The 18,438-nt window shown below is 40.4% G+C and carries 20 protein-coding genes and 1 pseudogene; 9 read left to right on the top strand and 12 right to left on the bottom strand.

All coding sequences use genetic code 11. From position 1 onward, the window contains the following. The first annotated feature begins 25 nt into the window (after positions 1-25). The 4 genes and pseudogenes from F948_RS15685 to F948_RS15670 all read left to right on the top strand — a co-directional run bounded on the left by F948_RS15685 (position 26) and on the right by F948_RS15670 (position 3,499). Positions 26-1,246: pseudogene (locus F948_RS15685) on the top strand (MFS transporter). A 15-nt stretch (positions 1,247-1,261) separates the two neighbouring features. After that, positions 1,262-2,035: an AraC family transcriptional regulator gene (locus F948_RS15680; RefSeq protein WP_004967045.1), complete on the top strand. Its 774-nt coding sequence runs from the start codon at positions 1,262-1,264 to the stop codon at positions 2,033-2,035. A 118-nt stretch (positions 2,036-2,153) separates the two neighbouring features. Next, positions 2,154-2,699, top strand: a complete 546-nt coding sequence (locus F948_RS15675) for a glutathione peroxidase (RefSeq protein WP_004956561.1) — start codon at positions 2,154-2,156, stop codon at positions 2,697-2,699. A gap of 104 nt (positions 2,700-2,803) precedes the next feature. Continuing rightward, positions 2,804-3,499: a phospholipase D family protein gene (locus F948_RS15670; protein WP_004905534.1), complete on the top strand. Its 696-nt coding sequence runs from the start codon at positions 2,804-2,806 to the stop codon at positions 3,497-3,499. An 80-nt stretch (positions 3,500-3,579) separates the two neighbouring features. On the opposite strand, the gene F948_RS15665 is transcribed toward F948_RS15670, so the two are convergent. The 11 genes from F948_RS15665 to F948_RS15615 form a co-directional block, all read right to left on the bottom strand. Then, positions 3,580-5,757, bottom strand: a complete 2,178-nt coding sequence (locus tag F948_RS15665; protein ID WP_004967043.1) for a hypothetical protein — start codon at positions 5,755-5,757, stop codon at positions 3,580-3,582. A 324-nt stretch (positions 5,758-6,081) separates the two neighbouring features. Beyond that, positions 6,082-6,501 carry a F0F1 ATP synthase subunit epsilon gene (locus tag F948_RS15660; protein WP_004905537.1) on the bottom strand — a complete coding sequence of 140 codons (420 nt, stop codon included), beginning with the start codon at positions 6,499-6,501 and terminating at the stop codon, positions 6,082-6,084. Positions 6,502-6,518: 17 nt separating this feature from the next. After that, entirely contained in the window at positions 6,519-7,913 is a 1,395-nt protein-coding gene (gene atpD, locus F948_RS15655; RefSeq protein ID WP_004798063.1) for a F0F1 ATP synthase subunit beta, read from the bottom strand. 30 nt (positions 7,914-7,943) lie between these two features. Further along, positions 7,944-8,813, bottom strand: a complete 870-nt coding sequence (gene atpG / locus F948_RS15650; RefSeq protein ID WP_004905540.1) for a F0F1 ATP synthase subunit gamma — start codon at positions 8,811-8,813, stop codon at positions 7,944-7,946. A 77-nt stretch (positions 8,814-8,890) separates the two neighbouring features. Further along, on the bottom strand, positions 8,891-10,435 hold the full coding sequence (atpA, locus tag F948_RS15645; RefSeq protein WP_004777723.1) for a F0F1 ATP synthase subunit alpha: 1,545 nt from the start codon (positions 10,433-10,435) through the stop codon (positions 8,891-8,893). 42 nt (positions 10,436-10,477) lie between these two features. Next, a complete protein-coding gene (locus tag F948_RS15640) occupies positions 10,478-11,014 on the bottom strand; it encodes a F0F1 ATP synthase subunit delta (RefSeq protein ID WP_004905545.1) in 537 nt (178 codons plus the stop codon). Between the two features lie 12 nt (positions 11,015-11,026). Further along, positions 11,027-11,497: a F0F1 ATP synthase subunit B gene (locus tag F948_RS15635; RefSeq protein WP_004905548.1), complete on the bottom strand. Its 471-nt coding sequence runs from the start codon at positions 11,495-11,497 to the stop codon at positions 11,027-11,029. Between the two features lie 39 nt (positions 11,498-11,536). Continuing rightward, positions 11,537-11,782, bottom strand: a complete 246-nt coding sequence (gene atpE, locus F948_RS15630) for a F0F1 ATP synthase subunit C (RefSeq protein WP_000424060.1) — start codon at positions 11,780-11,782, stop codon at positions 11,537-11,539. Positions 11,783-11,864: 82 nt separating this feature from the next. Continuing rightward, on the bottom strand, positions 11,865-12,740 hold the full coding sequence (gene atpB, locus F948_RS15625; protein WP_004905552.1) for a F0F1 ATP synthase subunit A: 876 nt from the start codon (positions 12,738-12,740) through the stop codon (positions 11,865-11,867). Positions 12,741-12,839: 99 nt separating this feature from the next. After that, positions 12,840-13,238 carry an ATP synthase subunit I gene (locus F948_RS15620; RefSeq protein ID WP_004956567.1) on the bottom strand — a complete coding sequence of 133 codons (399 nt, stop codon included), beginning with the start codon at positions 13,236-13,238 and terminating at the stop codon, positions 12,840-12,842. A 170-nt stretch (positions 13,239-13,408) separates the two neighbouring features. Further along, the gene (locus F948_RS15615) at positions 13,409-14,248 is read right to left on the bottom strand and encodes a metal ABC transporter substrate-binding protein (RefSeq protein WP_004967039.1); all 840 of its coding nucleotides are present in this window, start codon (positions 14,246-14,248) and stop codon (positions 13,409-13,411) included. 165 nt (positions 14,249-14,413) lie between these two features. On the opposite strand from F948_RS15615, the gene F948_RS15610 reads away from it, so the two are divergent. From F948_RS15610 to znuB, 3 genes are read left to right on the top strand one after another with little or no spacing between them, the layout of a single operon-like run. Continuing rightward, positions 14,414-14,911, top strand: coding sequence for a transcriptional repressor (locus F948_RS15610; RefSeq protein ID WP_004905556.1), 498 nt, complete (start codon positions 14,414-14,416; stop codon positions 14,909-14,911). Beyond that, positions 14,884-15,672: a zinc ABC transporter ATP-binding protein ZnuC gene (gene znuC, locus F948_RS15605; RefSeq protein ID WP_004967038.1), complete on the top strand. Its 789-nt coding sequence runs from the start codon at positions 14,884-14,886 to the stop codon at positions 15,670-15,672. Before F948_RS15610 ends, znuC begins: the two co-directional genes overlap by 28 nt. Positions 15,673-15,675: 3 nt before the next feature. Beyond that, positions 15,676-16,494 (top strand): zinc ABC transporter permease subunit ZnuB, encoded by an 819-nt coding sequence (gene znuB / locus F948_RS15600; RefSeq protein ID WP_004967037.1) that lies wholly within the window; start codon positions 15,676-15,678, stop codon positions 16,492-16,494. Here the strand turns inward: znuB and F948_RS15595 are convergent. Then, on the bottom strand, positions 16,491-17,117 hold the full coding sequence (locus tag F948_RS15595; protein ID WP_004905561.1) for a LysE family transporter: 627 nt from the start codon (positions 17,115-17,117) through the stop codon (positions 16,491-16,493). The genes znuB and F948_RS15595 overlap by 4 nt on opposite strands. 157 nt (positions 17,118-17,274) lie before the next feature. Between F948_RS15595 and F948_RS15590 the strand changes: the two genes are divergently transcribed. Beyond that, positions 17,275-18,195 carry a Dyp-type peroxidase gene (locus F948_RS15590; RefSeq protein WP_004967036.1) on the top strand — a complete coding sequence of 307 codons (921 nt, stop codon included), beginning with the start codon at positions 17,275-17,277 and terminating at the stop codon, positions 18,193-18,195. A 116-nt stretch (positions 18,196-18,311) separates the two neighbouring features. Beyond that, the coding region (locus F948_RS16275) for a DUF4372 domain-containing protein (RefSeq protein ID WP_004908418.1) at positions 18,312-18,438 on the top strand (127 nt) is incomplete at its 3' end.

The following is an 18,438-nucleotide window of genomic DNA, read 5'->3' as shown; positions in this document are numbered from 1 at the left end:
GCATCTAACAATAAAGGAATTTTATATGGAAAACTCTTACTCTCCCGAATCTAGTGGCGCATCATCAACGAAAAATCAAGGGAGTTGGTATGCGATTCTCGCAGTCGCGATCGGCGCTTTTGCACTTGTGACCAGTGAATTTCTCCCTGTAGGTGTACTCAACAGTGTTGCAGCTGATTTGAATATTTCTATTGGCACAGCGGGTTTGATTATCACTCTACCAGGCGTCATGGCAGCATTTGCAGCACCCCTTCTCCCGATATCAGTGAAACAACTAGATCGTCGTTATGTCTTAATTCTACTGACTGCGATCATGGTGATAGCAAATACCATTACTGCATTTGCTGAGAGTTTTAATATCCTCTTACTGAGTCGGTTAGTATTAGGAATTGCAATTGGAGGCTTTTGGGCAACAGCAATTGCTTTGAGTGGCAAACTTGCTCCTGCTCATTTGCCCATCGCTAAGGCAACCGCAGTCGTCATGGCAGGTGTAACCTTTGCAACGGTATTAGGCGTTCCTATCGGCACATGGCTCAGCGAGTTCTACGGATGACTTAGCGCATTTGGAATAACGGCGGCAATTGGCTTAATCGTCCTCTTATTACAAATCATCTTCTTACCCAAATTAAATCCTGAATCCGCTATTCACCTGCGTGATCTTCCTGCGCTGTTGAGAATACCCAAAGCACGTAGTGGCATGTTGATTGTACTCTTAATTGGTTTAGCACATTTCTGTGCCTATAGTTATTTAGCCCCTTTCTTTAAAAATATCGCAGGTTTTGATGGCACCACCATTAGTTCTCTCCTGTTACTTTATGGAATTGCTGGTGTGTTTGGGAATGCATTCGCAGGTTATAGTGGCAATTTAAATGTTCGCTATACACTTGCTTTTGTGGGTTTCTGCTTTGCAGTTGTGTTCTTTGGCTTCCCAATATTTGCAGTGCATGAACTGGGTGCTGTCATCCTCACCGCACTTTGGGGTTTTGCCTTTGGAGCTTTTCCAACTTCCGCGAATATTTGGATGTTTGTTCATGCACCCAATGCTGTTGAAAAAGGAATGCCTCTATTTGTTGGCATGTTCCAGGTCTTGATTGCTGTTGGCTCATTATTAGGCGGTTATGTCGTTGATCACTTTAATGAAAATATCTTAATTTATGGTGTAATTAGCTTTGTGGCTTTAGCCTTGATTAGCATTTTTACTTTAGCCAAAGGCTTAAATAATCCAAAAGTCACTTGTGAAAATTAAAAGTTGAGAATCCAAATGAAGTTTGACGGTACCCAACAATTTCCATTATTAACAGGTATAGAGGTGCATGAATTTCTCTATCAAAAGAATGACGTTGTTAGTCCTCACTCTTCACTTTGGGGTGACTTTAATTTTAGTTTAAATGGAACACTAGAGTTTGATATTGAAGGAAAATATTACTTATCACCGCCAAGCTATGGGCTATGGCTACCACCACGCACAGAACACCAATCACTGCCTGTTGAACATGAAATTCATTATATTTGCATCCGACTTCATCCTCGTTTCGGAAATGCATTAGGCGATGTCTGCCGCTGTTTTAGTATTCAACCTTTTTTTCGCGCCTTGGTCATTCAAATTCTAGAGCAACAAAAGCAAAATCCTGCACCCGAATATCTTGAACATTTATTACAAGTGTTATTCGATCAACTAAAACAAGCTCCAGCATATACACATTATTTGCCGCAAAGCACGCATCCAACCTTAGCTCCGATTCTCGATCAACTTGCGAATCCTGAATTATTTCATATGAGCCTACAACAGATCTTACAGCACTTTACATTCAGTGAACGTCACCTGTTTCGCCTCAGCCAACAAGAGTTACAGCTATCTTTAGCAGAATGGCGCAATCGAGCTAAGATCATCTATGCGATCAATCAAATTCGCCAAGGTATGACCATTAAACAACTTGCGTTTTCTCTGGGTTATCAACACAGCTCAAGTTTTATCGAATTTTTTAAACGCTATACGGGACAAACACCTATTCAACTCAAAAATGCATCTACCTAATTCAGCTTTCTTCTTTTGCTCATTATTTGTATTGATTACTATGAATAAGATTGCACTCTGATAAATAAGCAGTTAAAACAAACAAGTCTTGTCACAACAACAAATTAGGACGTATTCCATGAGCCAATCGGTTTATCACATTCCTGTTAAGGACATCAAAGGTCAGGAAGTCGACCTTGAACAATACCAAGGTAAAGTACTTTTAATCGTCAATGTCGCATCTAAATGCGGCTTAACTCCCCAATATGAAGGTTTAGAAAAACTGTACCAAGCGAAGAAAGATCAAGGTTTAGAAATCTTAGGTTTTCCAGCAAATAACTTCTTAGAGCAAGAACCTGGCAGTAATGATGAAATTCAGCAATTCTGTTCATTGAATTACGATGTTCATTTCCCTTTATTTGCAAAAATCTCCGTTGCTGGCGATGACAAACATCCACTCTATCAAACACTAACTCAAGCAATCCCTGAACGTATTGGTGAAGGTCCTTGGTGGAAAGATTTAGTTGATTATGGTTTAACGCCAAACAATCCGCCTGAAGTTTTATGGAATTTTGAAAAATTCTTGGTAAATAAAAATGGTGAAATTGTGGCGCGTTTTGCACCAGATATTACAGCGGATGATGAACGCATCGTTAATGCAATTGAAGCTGAATTAGCAAAATAAAATAAAAAATTAATAAAGAGAATGGTTTAACTATTCTCTTTATTAAAATAAATATTATAATTTTTTTACTTTAATTTTAATATTTACATAAATGTTGGAACGACATGTCTAAATTTCTTAATACAAGTGCAACTAATTTTTATCTAGAAGAATTAATTAAAAATGCAAAAGAACGCCTTATTCTAATTAGCCCTTTTTTAAAACTAAATGATCGTATAAAGGAACTTCTTGAAGATAAAAATCGTCTTAAAATTGATATTCGTATAATTTATGGCAAAAGTGATTTACATCCTGATGAAATCAAATGGATGCAAAAACTTGATTATGTAAGGGTGAGTTTCTGTAAGAACCTTCATGCTAAATGTTACATCAATGAATCAACTTGTATAATTTCCAGTCTAAACTTATATGAGTTTAGCCAAGTGAATAATAATGAGATGGGGATTTTGATTGAAAAAGATCATGATGAATCGGTGTTTAAAGATGCTTATGAAGAAGCTCAACGCATTATTCGAATCAGCGATGAAGTTAGAATTTCTCTTGATGAGGTAAGAGATACAGAAATAAGCCAAGAAAATAGTGAACAAGATGATTTTAGCAAATTAACAACTTCGAAACTTGCTGCCAAACATAAACTGAAAACAAATGAGCTTTTAGAAAAATTTGTAGCTAAAGGCTTTCTCATAATTAATGATAAAGGTAGGCACCAATTAACAGATGAAGGGAAAAATATTGGTGGTGAATTTAAATTTAATAGCTACGGTGGTTATTTCCTCTGGCTTGCTGATATGAGTATTTAAATTCTTGAGCTCAACTATCTTTATTAGAAATACTTGAGCTTTTAGAGAATGAGAATACTAATTACATGATCTTAGCAATATCAAATCTCATAACTCATTTTGATGGGTTGTATCTGATACGATGGCATAGAAACTGAAGTATTAGCTTTCTGTTTGCTTAGATTTGGAAAATCATGCCCCATTTGAGTCATCTTTTTATATTGATCTAATACAGTATTCAATTGATTAAGACGTTGCTTCAACTCAATCGACATAAACTGATCTGATTGTGCTAATGCCACCCAGCCTGCTTGCACTTTGCGTTTGGGATTGTCATGTGTCAATTGTTGCTGCATCCATTCATACAACTTTACCGCTCGATGATGCGCTTCAAACTTATAGGCAAACAACAAAGTAGAAAGAGACAACTCAGGTATCTGTCCCATCAGCTTCATTTCAATTTGTCTGAGTTGGTAAGCATATAAATCAATCCGATACTTGAGTAGGTCGTGAGTAAACCATTCCGCAAAATCAATCAACAAATCCATGACTTGGTTTCTTTGCGCAATGATTTGTTGTTTCTCATGAGCCGATTTGGTTTGTTCTTTATTCTGAACACGCCAAGTTCGATAAATCGCTAGTCCCCCAACAAAAAAAGCACCGATCGAACCTGAGACAATCCCACCGATTGCTGCTCCCAAAGCCAAACCATTTTTCATAGTAGAGTTAGACGATTTGTATTGCAGAAAAGGGCGTACAGTTTGTCTAGTTTGTACTTTATTAAAATTACGATAGACAGCAAAACCAGTATTCATTAAAGGGATTGGTAAAAAATCCTCACGTCCAACGACTTGCTGCAGGCTTTGCTGAGCAGTGCGTTGGACCGACTCATAACTAAGTGCTAAATCAGCAAAAACCGATGGGTATTTTTCTTGCAAATGAGCCAGTTCAATATTCACAATGATTGCAATATGTGGATAGCTCTGCGCAAATTTTTCGACTTTTTCGGTATCAAGCGTGCATTTAACCTGCATCGGTGCACCATCCACAATAAGGTCAAATCCAGCTAAATGTGAATGCTCTACAAACTCAATGCTATGTCCCTGCTGACTCAAGTTATATGCTACTTGTTGTTTAGCCAAATAAGATGATATCTGCTGCATAGCAGCATCATGATTATAATCAGGCGCTGGAATCTGTTTTAAATTATAAAATGCTTCTGGATCACCCTTTGAAGCAGTGACAAGCGCATCTAAAACCAAAGGATTGATATGAAAATAATTCCAAATAAATCCTAAGCTATGATTTGCAGCGTTAATCCCACTAACAAATTTTAAATCTCGCCCAGTTAATATTTTCTGTAGTGCTGCATTTGCTGCTTTATGGCGATCTAAATGCATAACCACCTCTTGGTTATTGAGCAATTTAGGTGCTTGTTCAATTCTATTTTTATAATAAGGTACAACAAACTCATCAGCCGATAGCCAATGATTTAAAGAGTATCCAACGAACTTTAGCTTATGCTGAAGATGTATAAATGGTTTTGGAGATTGCACAATATACGAGTTGAGATTCTCAGGCAATAATAACCCTACAGCTCGTCGTGTCAGTTCATCGTGTAGTTTTTGCTGTTGAATCTGATCAAGATTTCCTAGTCGATCCAAAGCCTCAACGATATCACCATGACCATGTTCATTCGAATAATGATTACGATTTAACAGACTTTGAATGTAATCGTAGTGAATATCTTCATGCTGTGTAGGTTGTTGCTGGAATACACGATCATAGATTTCTATAGCTGCATGCCAATTTTCCAAACGTACATACAACTTCGCAAGATTCAATTTGATTTCAACAATATCGTATTCATCACACAGTTGTTTCAAAACACTCAGTTTTAATTCACCATCTTTGCACTCTGATAACTGCAACAAAATCGTTTGAATTTCATTTGAGCTAACTTTTTCTTCTGAATATTGCAAACGAAATGCTAAACACTGCTCTAGCCATGCATTTTTTTGTGCATGGAACTTATAACTAGGAATAAAGGTATCTGTAATTAATTGAATTAAACGTAAAGCACAATGAATATCTTCTTTGGTGGAATGACGAAAATTCCAAATCTTGGGTAAAGTAAGATTAAATATTTGTGTGTAAATATTTGCAGTTAAATCAGGTTGGGTGAGCGTTACCAGCTTCAATTGGTCTTTGACAGATAAATGATGCCCTTGTTGTTCGATGCGATCTAAACGCAACTTTAAGACATTACTCGGTAACATATACTTCCTAATTGAATTTTTATAAGATCTATTCGTTATTGCAAATATAGAAAAATCAGCAAACTCTTACTTCCGATCACTATTGTTAAGCGAGTTGCTAGATTGTTAAATATATCCTTAATTTATGCTTCACGCACAGATTACCAAATAAAAAAAGTTTAAATAAACTAAGCATTATTTTCTTATATCTTTAAGAATATCTATTCTTGATCGTATTGCTACTGAACCTTTTTATAAAGGCAATTGTGATAATTGTCAGATTCATAAAGCCAATCCAAATAAAAAAGCCACCTGACGGTGGCTTTTTCAATCTTAAATCTGCAATTACATTGCACGATTCTTGATTTTACGGATCGTTTCAAGCTGAGCAGCTGTTTCAGCCAACGCAGCAAGTGCAGCAGCAGAATCCAAATCACTCTTTTGATTTGCTAGCAATTGTTCAGCTTGTTTACGAGCTTCCATAATTGCAGCTTCATCCAAGTTGTCTGCACGGATTGCACTATCTGCAAGTACCGTAACAACATGAGGTTGAACTTCTAACACACCGCCAGATACGTAAACAATTTCTTCCGTACCATTTTCCAACTGAACACGAATCGGTCCAGGTTGGAGTAAAGTTACAAGTGGTGCATGTCCAGGTAAAATACCTAACTCACCACCCGCACCTTTTGCGATTAACATCGTAACTTGTCCAGAGTAAATAGACTCTTTAACACTTACGACATCACATTGCATAGTCGCCATGAGATGATCTCCTTAAATTAGAGTTTCTCAGCTTTAGCAATCACTTCGTCAATACCACCAACCATATAGAACGCTTGTTCTGGGATGTGATCGTATTCACCAGCTAATAGACCTTTAAAGCCACGAATAGTTTCTTTAAGCGGTACTAATTTACCAGGAGCACCAGTAAATACTTCAGCTACGTGGAATGGTTGAGAGAAGAAACGTTGGATTTTACGCGCACGGTAAACAACCAATTTATCTTCTTCAGCTAATTCATCCATACCCAAGATTGCGATAATGTCTTTAAGCTCTTTATAACGTTGCAATACGTTCTGTACAGAACGTGCAATTTCATAATGCTCTTGACCAACAACCAATGGATCTAACTGACGTGAAGTTGAGTCAAGTGGATCGATCGCTGGATAAATACCAGAAGATGCGATGTCACGGCTCAATACTACTGTTGCATCTAAGTGAGCAAACGTTGTTGCAGGTGATGGGTCAGTCAAGTCATCCGCAGGTACGTATACAGCTTGGATCGATGTGATCGAACCAGACTTAGTAGACGTAATACGCTCTTGAAGAACACCCATTTCTTCTGCAAGTGTCGGTTGGTAACCTACCGCAGATGGCATACGACCTAACAATGCTGATACTTCAGTACCCGCAAGTGTATAACGGTAGATGTTGTCGACGAATAATAATACGTCACGACCTTTACCATTTTCGTCTTTTTCATCACGGAAGTATTCAGCCATAGTCAAACCAGTTAACGCTACGCGTAAACGGTTACCTGGTGGCTCATTCATCTGACCGTAGACCATTGCTACTTTGTCAAGAACGTTAGAATCTTTCATTTCGTGATAGAAGTCGTTACCTTCACGAGTACGCTCACCAACACCAGCAAACACAGATAAACCTGAGTGTGCTTTCGCGATGTTGTTGATCAACTCCATCATGTTAACGGTTTTACCAACACCCGCACCACCGAATAAACCAACTTTACCACCTTTCGCGAACGGGCAAAGTAAGTCAATTACTTTAATACCAGTTTCTAAAAGATCAGTAGAAGCTGCTTGTTCAGCATAAGAAGGTGCTTGACGGTGAATCGGCAAACGTTCTTCAGTCGCTACAGGACCTGCTTCATCGATAGGGCGACCCAATACGTCCATGATACGACCAAGCGTAGCAGGACCCACTGGAACAGAAATCGGTGCATTTGTGCTAGTTACATTAAGGCCACGTTTAAGACCTTCTGTAGAACCCATTGCGATGGTACGAACAACACCATCGCCAAGCTGTTGCTGAACTTCTAAAGTAGTTTCAGTACCGTCAACTTGGAGAGCGTCATAGATCTTAGGAACGCTATTGCGCTCAAACTCGACGTCGATAACCGCGCCGATGATCTGAATGATACGACCGCTACTCATTGCTGTCTCCTCAATTCAAACTTAATAATGTTAAACGGCAGCGGCACCGCCAACGATCTCGGAAATTTCCTGAGTAATCGCGGCTTGACGCAGCTTGTTGTAAATGAGTTGTAGGTCTTTAATCAATTGGCCTGCGTTGTCTGTCGCTGCTTTCATTGCGACCATACGAGCAGACTGCTCACATGCAACGTTTTCAATCACACCTTGATAAACCATAGACTCGATGTAGCGAACCAACAAACCATTTAACAATTCTTCTGCTTCTGGTTCGTAGATATAGTCCCAACCATAAGTACGGTTGAGATCATCGCCTGCTTGCGCTGGTGCTAAAGGAACAAGTTGTTCTACTTTAGGCTGTTGAGTCATCGCATTGACGAAACCATTTGAAACGAGGTAGATACGATCTAATTCGCCTTTATCAAATGCATCAAGCATAACTTGTACAGAGCCAGTTAACTGTTCCAAACTCGGCGCGTCGCCAAGTTGGGTCGTTGCACCAAGCACTTTACCGCCGTAATTCTTAAAAAACGAAACCGCTTTTTGACCAATCAAAGCAAATTCAACTTCAATTGACTGCTCTTGTTGTGCTTTGACATGCTGCACAACTTTCTTGAACAAGTTAATGTTCAAGCCACCTGCCAAGCCACGATCTGAAGACACCACGATATAGCCAACGCGCTTAACAGGGCGATCAACCATATAACGGTGTTTATATTCAGGATTTGCTTGAACTAAGTGAGCAATTACACGGCGCATATTATCGGCATACGGACGGCCTTGAGCCATGCGCTCTTGCGCACGACGCATTTTAGAAGCAGCTACCATTTGCATCGCGCGAGTAATTTTCTGCGTGCTTTTGATACTAGCTACTTTGGCGCGAATTTCTTTTAAATTTGCCATACGCTTAACCTAGTATTCGAAAGCTCTTTCGAGCTTCCGAAGGTTGATCCGTGAACCAAACTTAACTAAAGATAAACTTAGTAAGTTTGAGTCGCTTTGAAGCTCTCAATACCTGCTTTGAATGCTGCTTCGATGTCTTTGTTATAATCACCAGTTTCATCGATCTGTTGCATTAACGCAGCATGTTCTGAACGGAAGTAAGCAATCAACGCAGCATCAAAGTCTACGATTTTCTTCACTTCAACGTCAGCCATGTAGCCTTCGTTAGATGCATAAACAGATACAGCTTGGTCAGCAATTGAGTAAGGAGCATATTGTTTCTGCTTCATTAACTCAGTTACACGTTGACCATGCTCAAGTTGCTTACGAGTTGCTTCATCAAGATCAGAAGCGAACTGAGCAAACGCAGCCAATTCACGGTATTGTGCTAAAGCAGTACGGATACCACCAGACAATTTTTTGATAATCTTAGTTTGAGCAGAACCACCAACACGCGATACAGAGATACCCGCGTTCACAGCAGGACGAATACCTGCGTTGAATAATGATGTTTCTAAGAAGATCTGACCGTCAGTAATCGAAATTACGTTCGTTGGTACGAATGCAGATACGTCACCCGCTTGAGTTTCAATGATCGGTAACGCAGTTAAAGAACCAGTTTGACCAGTTACTGCACCGTTCGTGAACTTCTCAACGTAGTCAGCTGAAACGCGCGAAGCACGCTCAAGAAGACGTGAGTGAAGATAGAATACGTCACCTGGATACGCTTCACGACCTGGTGGACGACGTAATAACAATGAAATTTGACGGTAAGCAACAGCTTGCTTAGACAAATCATCATAAATAATTAACGCATCTTCACCGCGGTCACGGAAGTATTCACCCATTGTACAGCCTGAGTACGGAGCTAAATACTGCATAGCTGCAGGATCAGCTGCCGCAGCTGCGACAACAGTTGTATACGCCATAGCGCCAGTTTCTTCTAGCTTACGTACAACGTTTGCAATTGTTGATTGTTTTTGACCAATCGCAACGTATACACATTTAATGCCAGAGTTTTTCTGAGCGATGATCGCATCGATCGCCATTGCTGTTTTACCAGTTTGACGGTCACCAATGATCAACTCACGCTGACCACGACCTACAGGGATCATGGTATCAACTGATTTATAACCAGTTTGAACAGGTTCGTCGACAGATTGACGCCAAATTACACCTGGTGCTACTTTTTCAACAGCATCAGTTAGTTTTGCATCAATAGGGCCTTTACCATCAATTGGATTACCCAAAGCGTCTACGACACGGCCAAGAAGTTCAGGACCTACCGGAACTTCTAATACACGACCTGTACAACGAGCTTTTTGACCTTCTTGAAGGCTTAGGTAGTTACCTAAAACAACGGCACCCACTGAATCCTGTTCTAGGTTCAGTGCCATACCAAATAAGCCGCCGTCGAATTCGATCATTTCACCGTACATTGCATCCGCAAGACCGTGAATACGCACGATACCGTCAGATACCATGACGATGGTACCTTCATTCTTAGCGGTCGCGCTGGTGTCCAGATCGCCGATACGCTGTTTAATGAGCGCACTGATCTCGGATGGATTCAGTTGTTGCATTGCGCTATTCCTCAATCTTTTTTAAGTTCAGTCTTTTTGCTGTTACGCAAGAAGACGAGTCCGCATTTTTTCAAGCTTGTTAAGCGCAGAGTCATCTATCACTTGGTCGCCTGCACGAATCACAACACCTGCGATTAACGCTGGATTAACGCTAACAGTCACATGTACAGTTCTGTTAAAACGTTTTTCAAGCGCATGAGCTAAAATATGCTCTTGTGTCGCATCCATTGGAAAAGCAGATTCAATCTCCACTTCCAACGTGTTGTTGTTCTGCGATTTAAGTAATTCGTATTCTGCAGCAATTTCAGGCAATAAAACTAAACGATCGTTATCTGCAAGAAGTGTCAAAAAGTTAGACACTGATTGAGATTGATCTTCACCTAAAACTTTCGCAAAAAGACCTACTTGTTCCGCAGGAGTCAGCTCAGGGCGATTTAAATAAGCGGAAAATGCTTCGTCTTGCACCGCAGCACTGAGCAGTTGTAACGCATTTGACCAAGCGTCAGTTGCATTCTGCTCAGATGCATAAGCAAATGCTGCTTTGGCGTACGGGCGTGCTAACGTCAAGAGTTCAGCCATATTTCGCCTCGCTTATAGTTTAGCAGCCAGCTGAGTCAGCATGGCATTATGAGCTTCTGCGTCAACTTGTTGGTTCAGAATTTTTTCTGCGCCAGCAACTGCCAAAGCAGCAACTTGTTGACGTAATTCTTCGCGAGCAGCATTGATGTCTTGATCAACAGTTTCTTTCGCCTGTTGACGAATACGCTCACCTTCAGCCGCAGCCTGGGTACGCGCTTCTTCTACCAATTGTGCTGCACGACGGTTCGCTTGTTCGATCAATTGAGCCGCTTGTGCTTTCGCTGCATCTAACTCTGCCTTAACTTGTGCTTGCGCATCAGCAAGGTCAGCTTTAGCTTTTTCAGCAGCGTTTAAGCCATCAGCGATTTTACGCTGACGCTCACTAATCGCATTGATTAGTGGTGGCCAAACAAACTTCATGCAGAATGCGACGAACATCGCAAATGCAATTGCTTGACCAATCAATGTGAGGTTGATATTCATTTCGCTATTCCTCAATATGTGGATTTAGGAATTAAGCTATTAACCTACAAATGGATTAGCGAAGATGAAGAACAAGCCAATACCAACACCGATCATAGGCACAGCATCAAGAAGACCCGCGATTAAGAACATACGAGTTTGAAGTTGTGGAGCCAATTCTGGTTGACGAGCAACAGCTTCTAAGAAGCGACCACCTAAAAGACCAAAACCAATCGCAGTACCTAAAGCACCGAAAGCGATCAAGATAGCAGATGCAATTGCAACTAGACCTAAAGTGAGTTCCATGAAAAATTCCTCAGAGGTTAGGTTATTACCAAATTAAACTAAAATTTAAGCCCAACCATCAGGTGATAGTTAGGCAATACCATTAATGCTTTTCGCTTGCCATGCTCAAGTAAACGATGGTCAGCATCATAAAGATAAATGCTTGCAGCGTGATTACAAGAATGTGGAAGATAGCCCAAGGCACAGATAACGCCCACTGGATCCAGAACGGTAATAACGCGATTAAGATGAAGATTAACTCACCTGCATACATGTTACCGAACAGTCGTAGAGCCAACGAAACTGGACGAGCAAGGAAAGTTACTAATTCCAAAATCAAGTTCACTGGAATCAATAACGCTTTTGCAACTGGGTTACTTGGATTAAACGGGTTAAGTGCCAACTCGCCAACGAATCCTCCAACACCTTTTTCACGGATGCTGTAGAACAAGATCAACACAAATACCGACAATGACATACCTAAAGTAATGTTCGGGTCAGTAGATGGAACAACCTTGAAATAAACGTGGTGAGGGTCCATACCAAATACACTTGCACCAATCTGTTGAGCTAGATAAGGAATCCAGTCTACAGGAATCAAGTCCATTGCGTTCATGAGGAAAATCCACACGAAAATGGTCAATGAAAGTGGAGCAATTAAACGTGATTTGCCGTGGAAAGTATCACGAACACTTGAGTCAACAAACTCAATGATCATCTCGATCGCTGATTGGAATTTAGTTGGTACACCTGCATTCGCAGCTTTCGCAACTGTCCAGAACAACAAACAGAAAATAACACCAAGTCCGATAGACCAACCCATTGAATCCAAGTGAATTGCAGTGAACCCCATCGATTGAGCTTCTTCAGCAGTCTCAGCCAATTTCCATGTACCATCAGGCATTTTGCCATAGGTCATATTGGTCAAGTGATGCTTGATATACTCGGTCGAAGTCAGGGCATGTTCTTCAGCAGCCATAAATCACACCTGGTCAATGTCAATCATTAAAAAGAAGTTAAACGAACCATGCGTACTGCAATAATCTCGTTTCTACTTCCAAAAATCTCAAAATGTGCTTTATCCACGTTTTTGTAGACGCGACGCCCAAAACGGCGCGACCCACGACATCGCTTGTACGAGGATAAATCCACTAAACAATGCAACCGGTGACAGCGGTTTAACATTGCTTAAAATTAATATAAAACCAACGATCACAATCGCAAACTTCCCAAGCATGCCTCGATACATGTTTAGCATGACTTGTTTTGATGCTCTGGCACCTGCCGTTCTGAACGACTGCCAAGCAAAATAACAGTGTGCTAACCAACAGACCAAAGCTCCAAGCGCAGCACTTAAAGCAGCAGTTGTATCTTTAATCAGCCAAGCCAATAAAGCTGCCACTGGGATCATACACGCTTGTAAGAAGACCAAAGCTTTTGCTAATCGTCGGTCAATCATGCGACTAGTTCGGCTCATTTTTTACCCACTTACAGCGTAACTGCTTGACAAGTTTTATTGATGATCGTTTCGAATCGCAGGCATTATAGAGTTACACCCCTGAACATGCAATCTTTTCTCGACTTAAGTCTGCTTTTTTCGTTACCATATTTTCTGACGATAGAGTCAACTCAATTAATTTTTTTTCATCATTTTTGCGCACTTAATACGCACTTATCGGTTTTTGAAGCCAATTTTTTCCAAGCAACCACAAAATCATCCTCCCCTCTCATGCTTTCATCTACCGATTCAAAGATGATGGGATTCAGCTTCTGATATTGGCTTGAACTTGCTGAAGTTTCAGCCAATAGGCACATTTTTGACTTTGGTCGACTATCTTTTAAGTACTTTATTTGTGCAGCTGTAGGCGCAATATGCGGATCATCAGTTAATGCTCCAGCAAACTTCAAATTCAGCGCCCGCTCTAAATATTGATAGGCATCATGATAAGACCAATATGGTTTTGCCTTATTAGTACTCTCGTATATTTGCGAAGCCTGTAGCATTTGTTGTGCAAAGTTTTTTGCATTTGACATATATTTATTTTTATTTTCTGGATTTTGCTGTGATCGCAAAGTCGCAATAAAGAAAGCAATACGAACTGCATTATTTGGTTCCAACCAAACATGACTATCCATCGTATTCGCTAAAGCTACTCCACGTAAACTACGCTGAGGAAGTATCGTTAAAATTCCTGAGTCCAATAAAGCAATCGCTTTTCGATTTTGACCTAAGAGCTTTTCTAAAGGTGCTTCATGTGCCTTGCCTAGCCATATCACCAAAGAGGCATCCTGAATCGCTTTGCGGTGAGCAGGTGTCAATTGAACATCATGTCCAGTTTGATCATTTAAAAGTAATACAGGTTCTTCAATTCCTTGTGTTACTTCCTTAGCGATCAAATAAATTGGATGTGTCGAAACCACTAAACTTTGAGTCCACCCCCATGTACTAAACATTGAAAAGAAAACAAAGATTAAAAGGCGTGACATTACAGTAGTACTCAACTTAGCGAAGCATGTTATAATATAACAAAAGTTAAAAATTGCCTATGTCTATTTTCTACCCCCTTTGTCACCATAATCATCAAGATCACGATATAGATAGTTATAGATCATTTGCATGTTATGATATGTGCAAAACAATGAGGTCAAGTTATGAGTTCTTGTTCACATGAACATGATAATGCTTTGCACGGTGTCCACGGTCATCACGATATTAAAGCAAGAATTGCGGAAGCAGAGCTTTTATGTACTGCGGTTGGCGCACGACTAACACCTTTACGCAAAGAAGTTCTTGAACTCATTCTAAATGCCTCAGCCCCTATGGGCGCCTATGATCTGCTGGCAAAAATAAAAGGTCAAGCTGATCGCCCTGCTGCACCACCGACGGTGTATCGAACATTAGATTTCCTGCTAGAGAAAGGTTTAATCCATCGTTTAACCTCAATCAATGCTTACATCCCTTGCTGCCATCCACGTGAAGGACATCAAGCTGCTTTTTTGATTTGTACAGAATGCCACTCTGTAAAAGAAGCATCTGCTCAAGGCTTAATTCAACAGTTAGATCAATTGGCGGCATCTGATCAATTTATCGCGCAACACAGCATTATTGAAATCTCTGGAAAATGTCATCAGTGCAGCACTCGTCAATAAGCCCTTCATTGATTGAACTTGAAAATATTTCGGTTCGACGAGATGAACGAGACATCCTTAGAAATGTTAATTTTGCTTTACAAGCAAAAGAAATCGTCACATTGATTGGTCCGAATGGCGCTGGTAAGTCTACGTTAATCAAAGTATTGCTTGGCATCATGCAACCCAACGCGGGCAAAGTCACTTTTGCTAAAAAGCTAAAAATGGCATATGTCCCACAAAAATTTAATCCGTCTAGCAGCCTGCCCTTACGTGTCCAAGACTTACTTGATCTAGAAGCATGTGCAAGTGATCTTCGCAAAGAAATTATTCAGGACACTGGGATTTCAAAACTACAATTATCTAAAGTTCAGCAGTTATCCGGAGGAGAACGTCAGCGTGTTCTCCTTGCTCGCGCCTTATTACGTCAACCTGATATTTTAGTTCTTGACGAACCCATGCAGGGTTTAGACATCCAATCAGAAGCCGAACTGTATGAATACGTACGTAGTCTGCCAGAGCGTTATGGTTGTGCTGTTTTAATGGTTTCTCACGATTTACAGTGGGTTATGCAAGGTACGCATCGTGTAGTTTGTCTCAATAAGCACATTTGTTGTAGCGGACTACCTGAAAGCATTCAACAGCATCCTGAGTATCAAGCAATTTTTGGAACTCAACGCATGTTTTATCAGCATCACCACAATCATTGTGGGCATAGCGATCATGTTGAATCCTGTACGCATGACCCTCGTCCACATATCCACCCTGAACCAAAGGTCTAAGCGATGATGGAATGGTTAGAGTTACTGTTACCTGCTTGGATCATGGGGACATTGCTAGTATTTCTCACAGCACCTTTAGGTTGTCTGATGCTTTGGCGCAGGATGTCATTTTTTGCAGACACTATGGCGCATGGCACATTACTCGGTGTTGCCATAGCAGGAATGCTTCAACTGCCTTTTTGGTTAGGTGTTGGTTGTTTAGCAGGACTCTTAGTCGCTATTTTATGGGTTCTACATGATTCAAGATTGCCAAATGATGCCTTATTGGCATTGTGTTCAGCGACATTACTGTGCTCAGGCCTACTTCTAATACAGCATTTACCAAGTTTAAGACCTGAACTATTAAGCTACTTATTTGGCGATCTATTGAGTATCGAATGGGCTGATTTACCTTTATTTGCGATTGTTATCGCTGCAGCATTGGTTGTTCTTTATCGCTCATGGTCCGCACAAATTCAGATTTCTATTGACCCTGACATTGCGATCAGTGAAGGTGTGAATGCTAAATGGCAGCGTCTAGTTTTTATGTTGCTTCTCGCTTTATTTACCGTGTTGGCACTTCGCGCAGTAGGCTCTCTACTGATGGGTGCTTTGCTGGTCATTCCCGCATTGAGTGCTCGCTTACTGGCTCACTCCCCTAAACAAATGGTGATTTGGGCATTTGTGCTTGCTCAATTTGGAGTAACCGTTGGATTATGGTCAAGTGCAGCATTAAATATTGCTACAGGATTAAGCATCGTTTTGTTTATGGCACTTACATTCGCAGCTATTTTCGCAACACAAAAATTTAAATCTCTTAGCGTATCTTCAGCAAAAGATTAACTCGTTTGCTGAATTGCACTCAACAATGCGGCTGCACAACCAAACATCACCGCAAAACTTCGATTTAAATATTTTTGCTGTCGAGGTGAACGCAGTAATCTCAAGATTTTTGATGCAAGTCCTGTGTATGCTGCCATCACCATCAAATCAATCACGACCATTGTAATCGCCATGATCACATATTGTATCCACTGCGGTTGATTTAAATCTAAAAATTGCGGGAGTACAGCCAACAAAAAAACGATAGCTTTAGGATTACTCATGTTGACGATGAATCCTTTAAACACCAGTACTAAAGCAGGTGTGTTTTTCTGCTCGGTTTGAATATCAATATTTTGAGCTGGGGCAGTCCACTGAACATAAGCTAAATATAATAAATAAATGACCCCAAACCATTTCACCACCTGAAACGCCCACGGTGTCGTCGCAAAAAGAACTCCCACCCCTGCGGCTACAATCATAATTTGAATAATCAAAGCCAGCTGCAAGCCAATCGCATTCCAATAGCCATGCTTAAAGCCATAGTTTAAACCACTCGACATTGAAGCGATCGCCCCCGCCCCTGGAGAAAGACTAATCACCCAGCATGCCAACATAAAGGCGAACCAAACTTGGAAACTCATATATAAAAGACATAAATAAAATGGAATTATACTGTTTTATTGCTGAAATTTTCTGCTAATCCATGAGGTAAAAAAGAATAAATAAACTATTAAACAGTTATATCATCAGGCACAATATTGTTTTTTGCTGTATTAAAAAATAATTAAGGAGATTTTAATGACTGCTCAATCTGTCATTCTTCCACTACCTTCAGATCATGCACGCTTTATTGTGCTTCGCTTAAAAGATCTTACAATTTCTGAATTAAAACAACAGATTGAAGCTCTTCTATCAACTCGCGACCGCCTCATCACCCAACATCCAAATGATCAAATTAAAACTGCTGTTGCGTTTGGTCCTGAGTTGTGGACACAACTCAGCACTGAAACACCAGAAGGTTTTAAACAACTCGACCCTCAAAGTGGCGCATTTAATATGCCTGTTGTACCAGCAGATGTATTTATTCATATTGCAAGTGCACGTGCTGATATTTGCTTCTCAATCAGTCAAGCCTTCTTTGCAGGTATTCAAGACAAAGTAGAAGTCTTGGATGAACGCCATTGCTTTAGATTTTTTGATGGACGTGATATGACAGGGTTTATTGACGGCACTGAAAACCCTCAATTTCCTGACGATCGTGCTGAAGCTGCGCTGCTACCTGAGCAAGCAGGCAAATTTGCGGATGGAAGTTTTATTTTTGCTCAGCGTTATGTCCACGACTTAGCGAAATGGCAACAACTCAAAGTCGATACGCAAGAGCAAGTATTTGGTCGTACCAAATTAGAGTCAATTGAACTTGATGATGATATCAAACCTGAAAACTCTCATGTTGCACGCACAGTCGTGGAGGACGATGAGGGTGAAGAAATGGAAATCCTCCGTCACAGCTTGCCATATGGTGATGGCAAAGGTGAACAAGGTTTATTTTTCGTCGCCTATACCAATGATCTAAATATTATTGATGCAATGTTACAGCGTATGTTCGGAACTGCTGGTGATGGCATTCATGATCGCCTATTACATTTCACTACAGCAGTTGATGGTGCCTATTACTTTGCGCCTAGTGATGAACTTCTAGAGGAAATATTGGCAGCATAAAAAAAGGAAGCCTTAGCTCACTACTGTCCCATAGTTTGCTCTAAATAAAAAAACCTGAGTCTAAATAGTTAAAATATGAGTGCAAACAAACACTTTAACTATAAAGGACTCAGGTTTTGTCACATCAGAATACCGTATTTCATCAATTACTCAAACCCATTCTAAGACAAGATTTTGAACGTCTGGCTAAACTGCACCACTCTGGGCAAAAATTAAGATCAGCCACCCGCTGGGATCAGTTTG

It is taken from the genome of Acinetobacter junii CIP 64.5 (genome assembly GCF_000368765.1).
GTDB lineage: Bacteria > Pseudomonadota > Gammaproteobacteria > Pseudomonadales > Moraxellaceae > Acinetobacter > Acinetobacter junii.
Note: the sequence above shows the minus strand (reverse complement) of the source record. Positions and strands in the feature narration are given on the sequence as shown.